General features: G+C 65.4%; 16 protein-coding genes. 3 read left to right on the plus strand and 13 right to left on the minus strand.

Going from position 1 to position 17,032, the window contains the following annotated elements:
- Nucleotides 1–74: 74 nt before the first annotated feature.
- The 4 genes from DV733_RS10375 to DV733_RS10390 form a co-directional block, all read right to left on the minus strand.
- The gene (locus DV733_RS10375) at nt 75–2,240 is read right to left on the minus strand and encodes a transglutaminase TgpA family protein (protein WP_049994761.1); all 2,166 of its coding nucleotides are present in this window, start codon (nt 2,238–2,240) and stop codon (nt 75–77) included.
- Nucleotides 2,237–3,253, minus strand: a complete 1,017-nt coding sequence (locus tag DV733_RS10380) for a DUF58 domain-containing protein (RefSeq protein WP_049994760.1) — start codon at nt 3,251–3,253, stop codon at nt 2,237–2,239. The genes DV733_RS10375 and DV733_RS10380 overlap by 4 nt, the downstream gene beginning before the upstream one ends.
- Complete coding sequence (locus tag DV733_RS10385) at nt 3,250–4,200, minus strand: AAA family ATPase (protein ID WP_049994759.1); 951 nt, start codon at nt 4,198–4,200, stop codon at nt 3,250–3,252. Before DV733_RS10385 ends, DV733_RS10380 begins: the two co-directional genes overlap by 4 nt.
- A 216-nt stretch (nt 4,201–4,416) precedes the next feature.
- Complete coding sequence (locus tag DV733_RS10390) at nt 4,417–4,731, minus strand: DUF7573 domain-containing protein (protein ID WP_049994758.1); 315 nt, start codon at nt 4,729–4,731, stop codon at nt 4,417–4,419.
- Between the two features lie 82 nt (nt 4,732–4,813).
- On the opposite strand from DV733_RS10390, the gene DV733_RS10395 reads away from it, so the two are divergent.
- Entirely contained in the window at nt 4,814–5,044 is a 231-nt protein-coding gene (locus tag DV733_RS10395) for a hypothetical protein (protein ID WP_237560518.1), read from the plus strand.
- On the opposite strand, the gene DV733_RS10400 is transcribed toward DV733_RS10395, so the two are convergent.
- From DV733_RS10400 to DV733_RS10415, 4 genes are all read right to left on the minus strand, one after another.
- Nucleotides 4,998–5,978 carry a 5,10-methylenetetrahydromethanopterin reductase gene (locus tag DV733_RS10400; RefSeq protein ID WP_049994756.1) on the minus strand — a complete coding sequence of 327 codons (981 nt, stop codon included), beginning with the start codon at nt 5,976–5,978 and terminating at the stop codon, nt 4,998–5,000. The two genes, DV733_RS10395 and DV733_RS10400, sit on opposite strands and share 47 nt — an antisense overlap.
- Complete coding sequence (locus DV733_RS10405) at nt 5,978–6,730, minus strand: coenzyme F420-0:L-glutamate ligase (RefSeq protein WP_049994755.1); 753 nt, start codon at nt 6,728–6,730, stop codon at nt 5,978–5,980. The genes DV733_RS10400 and DV733_RS10405 overlap by 1 nt, the downstream gene beginning before the upstream one ends.
- 82 nt (nt 6,731–6,812) lie before the next feature.
- Nucleotides 6,813–7,001, minus strand: a complete 189-nt coding sequence (locus DV733_RS10410) for a hypothetical protein (RefSeq protein ID WP_049994754.1) — start codon at nt 6,999–7,001, stop codon at nt 6,813–6,815.
- 101 nt (nt 7,002–7,102) lie between these two features.
- Complete coding sequence (locus DV733_RS10415) at nt 7,103–7,597, minus strand: metallophosphoesterase family protein (RefSeq protein WP_049994753.1); 495 nt, start codon at nt 7,595–7,597, stop codon at nt 7,103–7,105.
- A gap of 202 nt (nt 7,598–7,799) precedes the next feature.
- Here DV733_RS10415 and DV733_RS10420 point away from each other — a divergent pair, with 202 nt between their 5' ends.
- A complete protein-coding gene (locus DV733_RS10420; protein WP_049994752.1) occupies nt 7,800–9,044 on the plus strand; it encodes an NUDIX domain-containing protein in 1,245 nt (414 codons plus the stop codon).
- Here the strand turns inward: DV733_RS10420 and DV733_RS10425 are convergent.
- Nucleotides 9,032–9,427, minus strand: coding sequence for an SHOCT domain-containing protein (locus tag DV733_RS10425; RefSeq protein WP_049995342.1), 396 nt, complete (start codon nt 9,425–9,427; stop codon nt 9,032–9,034). The two genes, DV733_RS10420 and DV733_RS10425, sit on opposite strands and share 13 nt — an antisense overlap.
- Nucleotides 9,428–9,597: 170 nt before the next feature.
- Between DV733_RS10425 and DV733_RS10430 the strand changes: the two genes are divergently transcribed.
- A complete protein-coding gene (locus tag DV733_RS10430) occupies nt 9,598–11,088 on the plus strand; it encodes an HTTM domain-containing protein (RefSeq protein ID WP_161569350.1) in 1,491 nt (496 codons plus the stop codon).
- 110 nt (nt 11,089–11,198) lie between these two features.
- Here the strand turns inward: DV733_RS10430 and gdhB are convergent, their stop codons facing one another.
- The 4 genes from gdhB to DV733_RS10450 all read right to left on the minus strand — a co-directional run bounded on the left by gdhB (nt 11,199) and on the right by DV733_RS10450 (nt 16,920).
- On the minus strand, nt 11,199–12,500 hold the full coding sequence (gene gdhB / locus DV733_RS10435) for a glutamate dehydrogenase GdhB (RefSeq protein ID WP_049994750.1): 1,302 nt from the start codon (nt 12,498–12,500) through the stop codon (nt 11,199–11,201).
- 2 nt (nt 12,501–12,502) lie between these two features.
- Complete coding sequence (locus DV733_RS10440) at nt 12,503–12,646, minus strand: rubrerythrin-like domain-containing protein (protein WP_136342331.1); 144 nt, start codon at nt 12,644–12,646, stop codon at nt 12,503–12,505.
- Nucleotides 12,647–12,764: 118 nt separating this feature from the next.
- The gene (locus DV733_RS10445; RefSeq protein ID WP_049995341.1) at nt 12,765–15,644 is read right to left on the minus strand and encodes a bacterio-opsin activator domain-containing protein; all 2,880 of its coding nucleotides are present in this window, start codon (nt 15,642–15,644) and stop codon (nt 12,765–12,767) included.
- Between the two features lie 352 nt (nt 15,645–15,996).
- Nucleotides 15,997–16,920: a sulfite exporter TauE/SafE family protein gene (locus DV733_RS10450; protein ID WP_049994749.1), complete on the minus strand. Its 924-nt coding sequence runs from the start codon at nt 16,918–16,920 to the stop codon at nt 15,997–15,999.
- Nucleotides 16,921–17,032: the final 112 nt, after the last annotated feature.

Raw genomic sequence — 17,032 nt, forward strand, 5'->3', positions numbered from 1 at the left:
ACACTTTCGCGTACGAAATCAACCTATTAAACACTGTCGGGACTTGCCACGTCCGGCTCGCGTTTCGAACGTGGTCAGCGATCGGCCACGATCGAATCGACCAGTTCGACCGCTCGATCTGCGGCCGCCTGGTCGACCTCCCCGCCGTAGCGAGTCCGTTCGTAGATCGCACCGACCTCTCGTGCCCGCTCGTTGGCGTCGACCGACTGGAGATACTGCCGGCGGGTTTCGCCGGCCCGCCGGGATCGGTGTTCGCGTTCGAGTACGTATTCGAGGCGGTCGTAGGCTCGCGTGACGTCGGTCTCGGGATCGGATCGCCGTTGCCAGCGAACCCAGACGGCCCGGTAGAGCCGGCCGGTCGCGCCCGAGCGTCTGGCGGTCGCGACTAGTCCGAGCCCGGCGATCATCCCGAGCAACAGCTCCTCCCGCGAGGGCAGCTCTGGCACACCGCTGCCGCTGTCACCGTCACCGCCTGGTGACGGGGCGGGCGTGGCCGTCGCGGGCGTCGACGTCGGCGTCCCGTTCGGCTCGGGCGTCGGCGTCGGTGTGGGCGTCTCGGTGGGCGTCGGCGTCGACGGCGTGTAGGAGGGATCGGAAGGGTCGACGTTCGGGTCACCACTCTCCCGGGCTCCTTCGAGCTGTTCTTGCTCGGCTTCGACTCGCGGTCCGGCCGGGGTCGGGTCGAACTTGACCCAGCCGACCTCGGGGAAGTACACCTCGACCCAGGCGTGGGAGTTGTAGCCGCGGACGACCCACTCGTTCTCGCCGACTTGCTCGCCCGGCGTGTAGCCGACGACGACGCGGGCCGGAACCCCCTGTGAGCGGAGCATGACGGCCATCGTCGTCGCGAAGTACGTACAGTAGCCCCGATCCATCTCGAAGAGGAACGTGTCGGCGACGTTGTCCGAGGGGCGCGGGACGTCCAGCGAGTAGTTGTACTCGGATTTGAGCCAGTTCTCGACGACGACTGCCGTCTCGTACGGTGTCTCGGCCCTGCTGGTCAGCGTCGTCGCCCGACGTGTGACCCGATTCGGGGTGCTGTCTGGAAGTTGGGTGTATCGGTCGGTGATCCGCTCGGGATAGTCCGTCCCGGCCTGCTGGAGTTGTCGTGGCGACGCGTCGACGGGCGCGCTCACGACGGTGTAGGAGTCGCCCGCTTCGAGCGGTTGCTCGGGCTGTAACCCACCGAAGTCCGTCACGAGCGTGTTCGAGCCGACGCCACCGTCGACTGCGGTCGGTCGCCAGGCCGCCGGCATCGTGTTGATCCGGCTCTCGGCGACGAATCGCTGCCGGATCTGCCCTCGCGACGACAGGGGTGAGCCGAGGGCGTTCCGATCCTGGCGCGCCTCCGCGCGTCGGACCCAGCCGTCGCCGGTGTAGAGGTCGTAGGCGGCGACCCGCCAGTACCGTGCGCGCTCGCTCTGGACGGTCCAGCGAACGGTCGACGACAGCTCCATACTCCCGGCGATCGACAGTCGCTGGTCGGCCGAGAACAGGCTCGTCTCCAGCGCGTTCTCGTCGTCGTAGGAGAACGCTTCCGAGAGGCCGGTCTGGGGTGAGTACGTCATCGCTGCTCCCTGCGGGACGACAGACACCGACAGCGAAACCACGATCACCATCGTGAGGAGGATCGCGACGACTTCCGCGGCAGCCAGATCGGCGTCCGCGCGATCGAGCGCGCCGAACCCGAGCAGCGCGAGCGTGCCGACGGTCCCGACCATCGCGACCGGGAACGTCGCGTCGCCCGTCAGGACGAAAAAGCCGACGGCGAATCCACCGATGACCGCGGCGGCGGCGTATCGTCGGCGGAGCGCCAGATACCACAGCAAGAACACCGGTCCCGGCGTCACGGCCAGCACCCACGCCCGAAGGTTGACGATCTCCAGCACCGAGTGTCCCGCGAGCAACGCGATGATGTACTCGACGTGGGCGACGAACGCCAGCGCTTCCTCCGTCGGCAGGACGGAGAGATACCAGACGATCCCGACCGCGAGCAATCCCGACGCCAGGAGCGTCGCAGATCGAACACTGAGGACTCGCGACAGCAGTGTCGCCGCGACCAGCGTCCCGGCGACGACGTAGATGAGTTCGGTCGGATCGCCCACGATGTCGACGACGTAGTAGACCGCCGTCAGGAACGACCCCATCACCAGCAACGCGGAGACGAGTGCGCCGAGTCGAAGCGCCGAGAGATCGACGTCGAACTGCGTCGCGCCCTCGCGGACGGTGGCGTGGCTCACGCTGCGCGCACCCCCCTGCTGGACGCAGGCTCGTCTGTGAGGGGATTCGCGTGCCCGTTGCACCACTGCCAGAAGCTACTGGTCCGACCGTCGACCGTCACCGTGACGTCTCGACTGGATCCCGAGACGTGGACGTCGGCGCCTGCCCACACCTCGTCGGCGACCTGTCCGTCGCCGGTCCGGGCGAGCAGCCCCAACATCGCGTGTTGATCGCTCCGGTCGTCGGTCGTCGAGACGTCGCCGTCGGGCGCGTAGATGTCGACGTGTACGCCTGCCTCACGCAAGGCGATCGCGATGCTGGCGGTGGCCGCTGTCGCCAGATCGATCGCGCCGGCAGTCGCGCTGGTCGCGATCGTGACCGATCCCTCCGACTCGCGGCCGGAGAACTCCGTCACCATCAGGTCCTCGGGCCGTTTGGCCGTCGCCTTCCAGTCGACGTCCCGGAGGGAGTCGCCGGGCGCGTACTCCCGCAGCGAATCGAACTCCTCGCGCTCTGCGTTCAGCGCCTCGGCGAGCAGCCGCGAGAGGTCGCCGCCACCGCCGAGGGTGTACACCTCGGGATAGACGACGACCGAGGCCGCGGTGTCGACTGTCACTGTCCGTTCGAACAACCCGAGTACGTCCCGAACGCGGACGGTCGTCGGCCCCAGATCGTGTTCGCCTCGCCGCAGGTACTCGAGGTCGTAGGTCATCGTCGCCGGCGGCGCGACGCTGCCGTCGTTGCCGTCGGCCTCGAACCCCTCGCCGATCGCGTCGCGGACGTCGACGACGGTACTGCCCCCCTCGATATCCAGTGCGACTGTTCGGGTCTCGCCGGGGAAGCCGGGCTCGACTGGCCCCCGTTCGACCGTCGGATCGCTGGCGACTGCCATCTGGACGACGCCTGCTGCGAGCGCGACCAGCGCGGGTGCGGCGACGGCGTTCAGCGCGCGGTCGCCGAACAGCCACGCCAGCCCCGCCGCGACGAGCACGACGAGGACGAGCCCGACACCACGTAGCGTCGGCCGAATCATGGCACGGGGATCGTATCGAGCGCCGAGAGCACCAGCTGTGTCGGTGTCTGGTTCGTCGAACCGGTCTGGATCCGATGGGGGAAGACGACCGTCACCTCCTGCTGGACGTCGTCCGGCGTCACGTACTCGCGCCCTTCCAGGAGCGCGCGGCCTTGCCCGGCTCGCAACAGTGCCAGCGACGCGCGGGGACTCGCGCCGAGCTGGGCGTGTTCGCGCGTGTAGTTCGCCAGCTGTGTGACGTAGCGCTGGACCGGCTCTTCGACCGTGATCGCGGCCGTCGCCTCGCGGGCCGCTCGGAGATCCGCCAGTGTCGCTACGGGTGAGAGGTCCTCGATGGGGTGGTCACCGACGACGCGATCGAGCATCGCAACCTCCTCGTCGATCCCCGGATAGCCCAGGTGCAGCTTCGTCATGAAGCGATCCAGTTCGGCCATCGGCAGGTCGTAGGTCCGGTCCTGCTCGACGGTGTTCTGGGTCGCGATCACGGTGAAGGGCGTCGGGAGGGCCCGGGTCTCACCGTCGACGGTGACCTGCTGTTCTTCCATGGCTTCCAGCAGTGCCGACTGGGTCTTGGGCGGCGCGCGGTTGATCTCGTCGCCCAGGACGACGTTAGCGAAGATGGGGCCTTCGCGGAACTCGAAGCTCTGGCTCTGCTGGTTGTAGACGTTGACGCCTGTGACGTCGGAGGGAAGGAGGTCGGGCGTGAACTGGACGCGCTTGAACGTACCGTCGACGGACGCGGCGACGGCACGCGAGAGCATCGTCTTGCCGACGCCGGGGACGTCCTCCAGGAGGACGTGCCCGCGGGCCAGCATGGTGATGAGGAGGTGTTCGATCTCGTCGTGATGCCCGACGATGACCTGTTCGACGTTGTCGATGATGCGCTGGGCGGTCTCGCCGGCTTCGGTGGCGGCCGACCGCGACGTAGGTGGTTCAGTGTCCGTCATGGATTGGCTGTCGTCTGCGTCGTTCGAGCGGCTCGACCGAAACCCGGGTGAACGCGCCGAGACGCCGGGTCGACATCCCTCTGCGAGGAGACAGGAGGTCTAGCGGCTACAGTGACGTAACGTTGCTGGCTGTGAGCGCGGACCATACACACTGGTCGGCGATTAGCAGTCGTGGTACTTGTCAGTCACGGAACCTACAACGATCGTTTGTCTCTCTCACCAGGACTTGCACTCGACGCAGACGAACGTGTCCTCGCTTTCGTCCGCCGCCGTCTCGCGCCAGCGCCGCGTCACCGACGCTCCGCAGGCGTCACAGACTCCTCCCGCTGGATCCCAACGGCCGGTCGACCGCGCCGGCTCGACCGTCTGCGTTTCGGGGACGGCGTCTCCGTTTCCACTCTCGGTTTCGGGATCGGCGTCTCGGTCAGCCACTCCCCCTTCGGTTTCGGACGCGTCCGTCTCAGGCGTCTCGTCGGGCTCCTCGCTCGACGTAGTGTCGAGAAAGTCGTCGAGGGAGGCGTCTCGATCCATGGTGGTATCTGCGGGCCCAGAAATGAAAGGTCTGTCTCTCGGGACGAACACACACAAGTACTACCCGCCAGTACGGACGGACATGGTTTCACTGGAAACGCTCTTCACCCAGCTCGTCGACAGCATCGCCGATGTCGGACCGGAGTTTCTCGACGTCGCGACGCGAGACCCGATCTCCGCCGTCCTGATCGCGTTCGGCGCACTGTTCGTATTTGCGTCGGTCGGCGCGTTCGGCGCGCTCACGCTCGGCGCGCTCGTCGACCTGCTCACGCCGAGTCGAGTCGGCCGAAAACCGCCCCGAGAAGCTCGATAGCGCTCTCCAGGTCGGGCCCGAGCGGCGACCCAGCGACGAAGCTGTCGGCGTGTTCTAGCACGCCCTCGATCTTTTGCTCGACCGCGTCGGGCGTCCCGGCGATACAGAAGGCGTCGATCATCGCCGGCGTCACAGTCGAAAACGCCGCCTCGAAGTCCCCACGCGAGATGGCGTCGCCGATCTCGCTCGCCCGGTCGTGATCGAGGTCGTGTCGATCGAGCAGCGGCGGCGCGGCGCTCCCTGCAATAAAGGCGACCGGGGGCCGAGCAGCCTCCCGGGCCTCGGTCTCGTCCTCGGCGACGCTCACGCTGGCGTAGGCCGCGAAGTCGAACGCTCCGCGGTGATCGGGCCGGTCGCCCAGCCCGTGAGCCACCTGTTCTGCGGCCCACTCGTAGTCGCGCGGATGCGAGCCGTTGAACAGCACGCCGTCGGCGTGTTTGGCGGCCATTCTGGTCATGTGCGGTCCCTGTGCGCCGACGTAGACGGGGATCGACCCGACCTCGTAGTTCAGCGCCGCGTCTTCGGCCTGGAAGGTGCCGTCGTGGTCGACGCGCTCGCCGGCCCACAACTGCTGGGCGACCTTGAACGTCTCCAGCGTCCGTCGGAGCGCGCCGTCCTGGTCGAAACCGAGGTTGGCGAGCGTCGACTTGTCGCCGGGCCCGACGCCGAAGAGGCCGCGACCGCCCGAGAGCTCGTCGAGGGTGGCCATCCGGGAGGCCAGCGTCACGGGATGGGTCTCGTAGGGATTGGCGATGCCCGGGCCGACGAGCAGGTCGTCGGTCTCGCGGGCGACGTCCGTGAGGCTCATGAACTGGTCGCGGTTGTTGTAGTGGTGGCTGACGAACGCGGCGTCGAAGCCGGCTGCTTCGGCGTCCGCGGCGAGGTCAGAGAGCGTTTCGACCGGGTGTTCGGGGGTGAGTTCGAGTCCGTACATCAGTAACTCCACTGTCGCAGTGCCTGTCGAACGAAGTCCGATTCGAGATCGCGAAAGAGCAGGTCGTGGCCGTCGTGGTCGCCGAACTCCCACTCGCGAACTACGGCGACTGGGGTCCCGCCGTCGCCCTCGCCGGTGACGAGATTTGCGGTGCTGGCGAGTTCGTCGACCACCGACTGGACGGTGACACCGAGTTCACGGCCGTCGCGGTCGCGCTCGCCGCGCCAGTCGCGGTTGGCGTACATGCCAGCCCAGCCGAGCGCGACGGCCTGCTGGCCGTGGCGGAACGGCCGTCCCGAGGTGTCGGTGACGACGACCGAGACGTCCGCTGACAGGCCCTGGCGGATCGCCTCGGCGCTTGCCGTCGGGTCCTCGGGCAGCAGGAGCAGGTCGGCGTCCGGGACGTTCGAGCGGTCGATCCCGGCGTTCACGGTGATGTGGCCGAACCGCGTCACGGTGAGCAAGAACGGTGCGGTCATCACCAGCTCGTCGCTCTCTTCGAGGACGGCCTGGGCGAAGCGGGGATCTTTCTCGTCGCCGGAGATTCCTTCGAGTCGCCGAGCGATCGCCCGTGCACGGTGACCGGCCTCGAAGTCCGCGAGATCGTAGGCGCGGCCCTCGGCTTTCGAGACGATCGTGCTGGCGACACAGACCACGTCGCCGTCCCGGAGGGCGGCCTGCTCGTCGATCAGCGCGGCGACGTCGTCGCCGGCCTCGATTTCAGGTAACCCCGGGACTGCGAAGACCTCCATGCTCTGCCCTCGGGGAGGCCACACAAAAAGGAGTCCGATAGGAGCAGGCCCTGCCGACCGTGCGATATCGACACACACCTGACTACGATCTGTCCGGCGGGTTCTCGTCGGGTTGTTCGTCGAGTTTCCCGTACTCTTCGAGGTGTCGCTCTGTTGTGTAGCGACTGTTGTACGCCGGGTCGAGGTAGACGTCGCCCTCACCTTTGATCCGTTCGTCCGGATCTTCGACCGCCCACCACGACCGGAGGCGTTCGAGCAGGGCTCTGATCATATCTAGTCGTTCGGCGAGGACCCACAAGGAGTCTACCGTCGAACCGTTCCGACTGTGTCGATAGTTGTGAGAGTACGTTACTTTCTGTACCGGACGGCCGCTCACTCCCGGTGGACGGTCACGTCCAGGTCACCGTCGCCGACCTCGGCAGTCAGCATGGTGGCCTCGTCTGCGGGCGCGGTTCCGGTCACGCTGCCGGGATTGAGCAGCCGATGGCCGTCGACGACGTCGTCCAGTAGCTGGTGGGTGTGCCCAGAGACGCCGACTGTCGGGCCGTCGGCGGCGTGGTCGGCGACGATACCCGCGACGCGCTGCTCGTAGTTTCGCTTGCTCCCGGTTCCGTGGGTGACGACGAACGTCACGCCGCCCAACCGAATCGTCTCGACCGCTGAGAGCCCGACCCCGCGAGGGTCCATGTTGCCGGCGACGGCCGTCAGCCGGGGTGCGAGCTGGCGAACGTCTGCGAGCGCTTTCGTCGAGTCGAAGTCGCCCGCGTGGATCACGTGGTCGGCCTCGCTGATCCGCCTGCGGGCCCAGGCGGGGATCGACTGCGCCCGGGAGGGGATGTGCGTGTCGCTGACGATGGCAACGTCCATACCCGAGGATCGAACGCCAGCACCAAAAACGTCGGAAATACACACGTATATGTTGTTGGGGGACCTACACGTTGTGCTGGGTCCGCGGATCCAGTACAGTCAGAGGCGAAATCCGGCTGCGGCCGGATTTTGGCCGCACAGATGCGAAGATCCGTTTCGGTATCGGCGGCGCTTTTTCGTCGGTGGACGTGGTAGCGACGGTATGGACGAGACGGGTGTCGTGACCTGCTTCCTGCGCAACGACGGCCAGGTGCTTCTCTTTCGGCGGAGCGAGCCGGTCGGTTCGTATCCGGGCAAGTGGGGAACCGTCACCGGTCATCTCACACCCGAACGCGGCGCGCCGCCCGACGAGTCCGAGACAGCAGCGCGACGGGAGATTCGCGAAGAGACAGGGCTGGCAGACGCCGTGACACTGGTGCGAGAAGCCGAGCCGTTCGTCGTCGAGGACGCCGACAGGGGAACGCACTGGCGCGTCCACCCGCTGTTGTTCGAGTGTTCGCACCGAGAGATCGAACCGAACTGGGAGACCGACGACTGGGAGTGGGTCCATCCGACCGCGATTCGCGAGCGCGAGACTGTTCCTGACCTCTGGGGGTCCTACGACCGGGTGCGGCCGACGGTCGAGACGATCGCGACCGATCACGAACACGGGTCGGCCTGGCTGTCGATCCGCGCCCTGGAGGTGCTGCGCGACGAGGCCGCGCTGGCGGACTCCTGGGCGGACGCGGCAGCGATCGCACGCGAACTCAAGTCGGCTCGACCCTCGATGACCGTCGTGAAGAATCGGGTCGACCGCGCGATGTCGAGCGCGAGCGAGCAGTCGGCGGCGGCCGTCGAGACCGCGGCCCGGAAGACGATCGAGTCGGCCGTCCGCGCCGACCGCGAGGCCGCTGCTGTCGCGGCCGAACGCCTGGAGGGCCAGCGAATCTGTACGTTCTCGCGATCGGGGACGGTGCTGGACGCGCTCGAACGGGCCGACCCCGAGGCCGTCCTCGTCGGCGAGTCCCACCCCGGGAGCGAGGGTGTCGGCGTCGCCGAGTCGCTCGCGGAGAGCCACGACGTGACGCTGAGCAGCGACGCCGGGCTGGTGGGTCTGCTGGGTGAATGGGACGCCGACGCCGTCTTCGTCGGGGCCGACACGGTCCTCTCCGATGGCGGGGTCGTGAACAAGGTCGGAACGCGCGGGCTGGCGCTGGCGGCCGCTCGGGAGGACGTGCGGGTCTACGTGGCCACCGCGGCGGACAAGATCAGCCCCGACGAGGACGTCGAGATCGAACCGTCACCGGCGTCGATCTACGAGGGGACGGCACCGCTGAGGGTTGCAAATCCGTTGTTCGACGTGACACCGCCTGATCTGCTCGATGGAATCTGTACTGAGAAGGGAGTGCTCGACGCAGCCAGTGTCACGAGCGTCGCAGCCCGCCATCGCTCGAATCAGGACTGGTAGTCCCGACTGTCCTCTTCGAGGGCGTCACGGCGATTCTCGAACTCCTCGTCGGTGAGGTCGCCCCGGGCGTAGGCGAGACGAAGTTCTTCCATCGCCGCGTCGGTCGAGTCCTGGCGGCCGGTCACAGCCCTGTACAGCAGGTACGCGCCCAGGCCAAGCAACCCGAGGAACGCGAGCTGGCTGAGCGCCGCCAGCAGGAACACCCACGTGGGGAAGCCGCCGTCACCCCAGCCACCGCCGCCGCCCCACATCCCACCGCCCCACATGCCGCCGCCCATGTGGCCGGTCCCGAACAGCCCCATCGCGAGCGTCGGCAGGACCAGCAGGGCTGCGAGCAGGACGATACCGAGCACGACGAGTCGATTGTCGACGTTGGTCGCCATACGCGAACGTACGCCGGCCACGTTCATTGTGGTTGTCGTTTGGAAACCGAAGGCAAACGACGCAGAGACGACGATATCGAAAGTCGATCCCGTCGAATCGACATCGACGCTGGACTCGAACGATGGCGCTGGCGGAAGACTTAGGCGGCTCGTGGTTTCTGTTTGCAACAGTGACGGAGACGACCGGACAGCAGGCCCACGAGCGGTTCGGAACAGCCGTGCGTCGGCGGGTCGCGATCGACCTGCGAGCGCTCGCCGCCTTCCGGATCGCCCTCGGGCTGCTGTTACTCACAAATCTCCTGACACGGGCTCGCTATCTCGGCGTGTTCTACACCGACAGTGGCGCGTTCCCGCGCTCGACGTTGCTCGCGACCCACCCCGGTGCGAATCAGGTGTTTACCTATCTACCCGATCCATGGGGGCCGATCCTGCTGTTTCCGGTCGCGGGGGCGTTCGCGCTCGCGCTGGTGGTCGGCTACCGGACGCGACTGGCGACGGCGATCTCGCTGGTCCTGCTCGTGCTGTTGCACTTGCGCAATCCGCTGGTACTCAACAGCGGCGACCTCCTCCTTCGGTCGCTGCTCGTCTGGGCGCTGTTCCTGCCGCTGGATCGCCGCTGGTCTATCGACGCCCGGCGCTACGATCCCGGAACCGACACGACCGCGAACGTTGCGACCGCGGCGGTCCTGATCCAGGTCGTCCTCGTCTACGTGATCAACGCGACCTACAAGGTCGACGGGGAACTGTGGCGCTCGGGCGAGGCCGTCGCACACGTGTTTCAGGCCGACCAGTTGACCTACCTGCTGGGCGATCTCCTCGCCGAATTCCCGATGGTGCTGATGGCGGCCACGTACCTCTGGATGGTGCTGCTAGTTGCCTCCCCCCTACTGCTCGTGACGACCGGCTGGCGACGCACGCTGTTGACGTCAGTCTTCGTCGCGGTGCACGCCGGCATGCTGGTCTCGATGCCGATCGGGCTGTTCCCGCTGATCTCGATCGCGGGTCTGCTGTTGTTCTCCCCGCCGAGCGCCTGGACTACTGCGGGGCGTCTGGTCGGCGATTCCGCGCTCACAGACCGGGTCCGGAGATGGACAAATCGAGTCGAAGCGGCCGTCTCGCCGTCGGGGCGGCTGTGGCCGCAGTGGCCGGGAGTCGACCGGGTGGTCGGGGGAATCGCGACCGTGCTGCCGGCGATCCTGCTCGTACTCGTGTTGCTCTCGGCGGGGTCGATCGCGACCGACACTGCCCTCCCCGAGCCAGTCGAGAAGAGTCTCGACACGACCAATCTCCAGCAGCGCTGGCAGATGTTCGCGCCCTACCCGACCAGTACGACTCGATGGATGGCGTTCCCGGCGAACACGACTGCCGGGACGAGCGTCGACGCATTTTACGGCGGTCCGCCGGATCTGGACCGTCCGGCCAGCGTCGACAGCACCTATCCCTCGAATCGCTGGCGAAAGTTCTTCCAGTCTGTCCGGGAAGACGACGGCGGCCCGTATCGGACGGCGTTCGCGGCGTATCTCTGTGAGCAATGGAATCGCGAGCACGAGACCGACCTCTCTCGGGTCGCGATCTACGCGGGCGACGAGCGGACGGACCCGTTCGGTGGGGGGACGACAGACAGTGGTGGCCGCTATCTCCTGCGGCACGAGTGTCCGTGAGCACGGCTGGCGTGGATCTCGCGGTCGTCCCGACTCCCGGCGTGGGCGTCTCGGGGTAGCGCTTATCGTCGACCGTCGCGGCTGTGAGTGATTCAGATACTCGAATCAGATCAGGGCCAGAGACCACGAGCGTCGTGGGCCTCAGCGACCCGCGAGAGCGCCACGATGTAGGCCGCATCTCGCCAGGTCACTTCTCGAGCGTCGAACTCGTCTCTGACGACTCTCCAGGCGGCCAGCATCTCGTCTTCGAGTTCGTCGTAGACGCGCTGGAGCGACCACGCCCGGCGGTTGATATCCTGCAGCCACTCGAAGTAGCTCACCGTGACGCCACCGGCGTTAGCCAAGATGTCCGGGATGACGGGCAGTCCTCGATCTGCGAAGATTCGATCGGCCGCACTCGTCGTCGGTCCGTTCGCACCCTCGACGACGAGACCCGCCTGCACGTCCCGAGCGTTCTCGGTCGTGAGGACGTTCCCGACCGCAGCCGGAATGAGGACGTCGACGTCGAGTTCGAGCAACGCGTCGTTGGTGACGGTCTCCGGTGCGTCACGGTTCATCACTGCCTCCGGTTTCTCGTGATGTGATGGGATCGCGTGCGTGTCCAGCCCGCTTGGGTCGTAGATCCCGCCGTTCACGTCGCTGACGGCCACGACGTTCGCCCCCCAGTCGTCGAGGAGACGGGCGGCGTTCGAGCCGACGCTGCCGTACCCCTGGATCGCGACGGTCGTCTCACCGATCTCCTTCCCGTAGTACTCCAGCGCCTGGCGGGCGATGATTGCGACGCTCCGCCCGGGTGCACTATCGCGGCCCTTGCTGCCGCCGACGACGGGTGGTTTCCCCGTCACGACGCCGGGGATCGTCTCGCCTTCTTGCATCGAATAGGCGTCCATCAGCCACGCCATCGTCTGCGGATCGGTTCCCATGTCCGGCGCGGGAATATCCAGCGTCGGTCCGATCACGTCTCGAACCTCCTCGGCGAACCGTCGCGTGAGGCGTTCGATCTCTTCGTCGCTCAGTTCTTTCGGATTCACCGCGACGCCCCCTTTCGCACCGCCGAAGGGGAGGTCCATCACTGCGCACTTCCAGGTCATCCACATTCCGAGTCCGACACATTCGTCTCGAGAGACGTCCGGATGGTAGCGGAGACCGCCCTTGTACGGACCACGAACGCTATCGTGCTGGGCGCGATAGCCGGTGAACACCTCGACCGTTCCGTCGTCGCGCTCGATTGGGACCGTGACCTCGTGGACTTTCTTCGGATGTGCGAGTCGTTCGACGATGTTCCGATCGATGTCGACGAGGTCGGCGGCTCGAGAGAGCTGGCGACGCGCCGTTTCGAGCGCCGATTCTGACGTTCTCTCGTCCGTCACGTCGCCTGAATCGTCGTGGGCGCCGTCTGTTGTGGAGGCCATCGTCACTCTAGTGGTGTTCGACGATTCCGCATCGGCCCACCGCAATCGGGGCATCGATTGGGGCTGTCCGCGGTGATGAGTATTTTGCCACACTCGAAGCATTCGTACGGCGTTTCGTCGTCGGAGACTGGGTCGACATCCCTCATGATGAATTCACGAGTGCCACTGGCTGAACCGCGACACTCTGCTTTACACATAATGATTGTATAAGGGTATATCGAGAAGTTCACTACAGAACAACCCCCTCGATCTGTGGTTCGTTATTTAACCCTCTTCAGAACTAGGTTCCGTGGGGAGGTTCGTCTCTTCGAAGAGTGTCGCAAACAGCTTTCGCTGGACGGTCCGGGCGTGGGTGTAGAACGCGGGCGGAGAGATTCCGAGCGTCTCGGCGACGTCCTCGCCAGTGTTCTCGCGTGGGGATTCGAAGAAGCCGCTGTAGTACGCCGTCTGGATCACTTCGAGCTGTCGCTCGGTCAGCTTTTCGAGGAACGTCGAATAGAGGTCGTGATCTGCGGTCTGATCCAGTGTCTGCTTGGCGCGGAGTTCGACAGCCCGAAAGGTCTCGCGGACGAGCTGTGTGATCGTCCGGACGTCGCTGCTATCTGGAATATCGATCACGAGCGTCGCGGTCGTCGGATCAGCTGTCGCTTCTCTGAAGACGGCCCCGTGATCGGCCAGCTCCAGCGCGAGAAACGGCTGTGTCAGTCGCAGTCGCAAGACGCCGCGGTCTCTCTCTGTACTTATCTGCTGGACGTCGTCGATAGCGACCAGGTCTGTGGCGGCTTCCGTAACGGCGTCCGGCGAGGCGCCTTCGGCGGTGACGAACACGTGGTTCCCGTCCGCGGATTGCTGAACGCCACCCTGATACGAGAGTTGGCAGTCTGCCTCCCGGGCGAGTCGCGAGAGGACGAACGACGGGTCATCGATCTCGAACTCGACCCGCGTCATCGACGTCGTGAGCAGCGCGTTCTTTCGCTCGATCGCACTGCGTGCAGAGGCGATCGTTTCACCGAGTTCGGCCAGGACGGCCTTCGTCGTGTCGTCGAAGGCGTCCTGGGTCGGCGCGTAGACCGTCAAGACACCGTGTGAGAGGTCGTTATACACGAGAGGGATACTCAGGATGGACAGATAGTCGCGAGTGAGTGCTTCCTTGCGCCACGGTTCGTCCCGGAGACCGGACGCGACGTTTCGCACCATCGTCACGTCGCCGGTCGCTGCAGTTCGCCCAGCCGGCTCCGTCGCCGACGGGTCGACAGCGAACGACTGGCTATCCAGATACCCCTGTTCAGCACCGTTCCACGCCCGGGGGTCGACGGTCTCGGTCGCCGGGTCGACCGTTCCGATCCAGGCGAACTGGAACCGGTCGTCGCCGGTCAACAGCTCACAGACGGTGTGGTCGATCTCGTCTTGTGTTTCGGCTTGCACCAGCGCCTGATCGATCTCTCGGATCGTCTCGTTGATCCGATTCAGCGCGGTGAGCTGCTCGTTTTGCTGTTGCAGCGTCCGATCCTGTTCCCGGAGCTGTGATTCGCGCGTAACACGGTCGAGGGCGGCCTCTGCAGTCGCAGCGAGGAGATCTGCCAGCTCTCGGGTCACGTCGTCGAAGATCCCGACGCGGTTCGAGCCGGCGACGAACACGCCGTGATTTCCCAGGGGGATGTACGCCGCGCTGCGGAGGTCGGTCGCTCGGTTTTCGAGCAGGTCTGCCTCGTGGACGTCATCGAAAAACAACGCTTCGTCCTCGACGAAGGCGTACCCGGGGAGGGTGTCGCCGTCGGCGTGGACGGTGGGTAGCGGGCCGTTGCGTTCTCGCATCGTCACCGAGCGTGCTGCGGGTCGAAGATCGTTCGCATCGTTATCGAAGAGATAGACGGCACTCGCGTCTAGATCGAGAACGCCGGACGTATCGTCGACGACGTGCTGGGCGATCTCCTGGTGGGTCTCAGCGTAGAGGAAATCGCGAGCAGTCTCCTGGAGCGTCGCGAGCGCCTCCTCGCGCTGTTTCCGTTTCGTGATGTCCCGACAGCTGAACAGGAGTGTCCCGTCCTGAATCGAGACTTTCCGGACGTTGACCAGCAGCGTGTGCTCGCGACCGGCCTTGTCTGTCGCCGTCGCCTCGATATTCTTGAGGACGCCCGCTGTCGCGAGTTCCGAGCGGTCGAAGAGGTCCTCGCCGAGGAGGTCGCCGATCGTCCCTAAGTCGCGGATCTCCTCGGCCGTGTAGCCGAAGATGAAGTGCACGTTCGGGCAGACGTAGGTGTACTCGCCGTCCTCGTCGGTGATGAGGACCGTGTCGGTCATGTTGTTGAGCGTGACGCGGTGGAGTTCCTCCGATTGCCGGAGATCGCGTTCCAGACCGACGCGCTCGGTGATGTCGACGCCCTCGACGATGATCGAGACGAGTTCACCGCGTTCGTCCTCGACTGGATGCACGGACAGATCGATGACGCGCGGGTCCTCGACGTGTGGTGGCTGCTGAAAGACCGCGTTGACGAACGCTCCGTCGAGTGCTTTCGACACGATCTGTCGGATATCATCGTTCGAGCCATCGGGCTGGGACCAACACGAGAACGTCCAGAACGGCTCGCCGACGAGTGCTTCGACGGTTTCGTCGGTCATCGCCCGCGCTGTCTCGTTCGCCCGGGTGAGCGTCCCGGCCGGATCGAGCACCCACGTCGCAGTCCGCGAGTCGTCGAATATCGCGTCGAACTGCCTGGCACGCTCTCGCCGTGTGACCGATCGCTGTGCCGACCGGATCGCGCGTCCTGTCCGTTCGAGGAGCGCTTCGGCCGTCTGGTCTCCCGACTCCGTGAGTGCGATATAGTCGGTGACACCGGCCCGGATGGCCTCGCTGGCGAGGGCTTCGCTCCCCTCGGCAGTCCCGAGGAGTACTGGAAGCGTCGTGGTCTCGTCGCGAATGGCTCTGACGAGTTCGAGCCCAGTTGCCCCTTCGAGCGTCTGTCCAGTGACGAGACAGTCTACCGTTCGCCCGTGAACGATATCCATCGCTTCCGCGTTGCTCTGAGCGCGTTGGACCGCTGCGTCAGTCCGGGATTCCAGTGTCGTCGCGAATCGTGAAACCCAGCCGCTCGTCCCGACCAGCAACACCGTCGACGAATCGAGGACCGTCGGTGACGCGGACATCATTCCACTCCAGGGATCCAGCGAACGGAACTTCCGATACCGATCCGAGAAAGCGTCGGCTGGGTGATCAGGTCAGTATTCGAGGGCATAGCTAGTTTACTATCAAACCATCTGGGGATATAGGTGTTTGCTGTATAACCATCAGGCGTGCGTAGGGTGCGATGGGCCGTCCCACGCCACTGTGGATTCGAGCCCCGATCGCTCGAACCGCTGGCAGGCCGTTGCGGTCAGTGAACGCCTTCGAATCTGGGGGCTTTTCACGAACGAGCACATACGATTCGACGGTGGCGATGACGAGCCGTTACCCCCGCTCAGCCCCTTGTGATGATAGGTTTCGACCGAGCCACCCCATCTAGAGGAACAGCGCAGGGATCGTGTTGCGGAAGATGTTCAGCGAGATAACGAACAGCAGTGAGACGACGAACCAGTTGAACTTCGTCTCGTCGATCTCTAGCCGGCGGAGATAGGTTCCGATCAGGAGCCCGACGATCGTGACGACGGCGATGACCGACCCCAGCCAGATTCGATAGGTCGTCAGCAGATCCGTAAAGAGCGCCATCTGGAGGAGACGGATCGTGAAGACGACGCCGAGCACCATCGACAGACCACCGATGTACCGTTCGGTGTCCCGCTCGAACGTGTGGAAGTACGCCGGTAGTAGCGGCCCCAGGTTCGCGGCCGCCAGCAGGAATCCCTCGAGAAAGCCGGCCGTGCTCAGGCCCAGCGGATGGTGGGCCTTCTCGACGGTAACGAAGTTCTGGACGAGCTGGAAGACGACGTAGCCGAAGATGATCACCCCGATCAGGAACGGGACGATCGGTCCGGCGTCGAACTCCGCCAGGAAGACCACGCCGACGATCGTCCCGACTGCCGCAAGTGCGATCAGCACCCACTCTTCGCGGACGAAGGTGAGTCCGGTGTCGGTCTCACCGATCTGGAACATGTTGAGCATCCACGGCGGGATCGCCAGCACGACGACGGCCATCGTCGGATCGATCACCGACGCGAAGATCGGCGTCGTGATGAGCGCGTATCCGAACCCGATCATGCCCTTGACGACGCCAGCGACGACCGCGACGCCGACGAACAGCACGAGCAGTTCGACCGTCACCGTCGACTGGACTCCGGCAGTGAGATTCTCCCGACCCGGATAGAAGACGATCGACCCGGCGACGACCGCGAGCGTCGCGGCGACCATCATCAACTCCCGGTAGCGGAACTGCCGCAGATTCTGGACGAACTGTGCTGGATCGACCTGTGATTCGTTTGTAGCCATAGTAACGCCAGACGTTCGCGTATTTCCAGCGACGGTCTCGGGCGAGTAGTGTCTGTCTTCTGCGGACAGTCGTGCGGAGAGAGCTGACACTCCTGAACGACGATATCGACTG

It is taken from the genome of Halapricum salinum, assembly GCF_004799665.1.
Classification (GTDB): Archaea; Halobacteriota; Halobacteria; order Halobacteriales; family Haloarculaceae; genus Halapricum; species Halapricum salinum.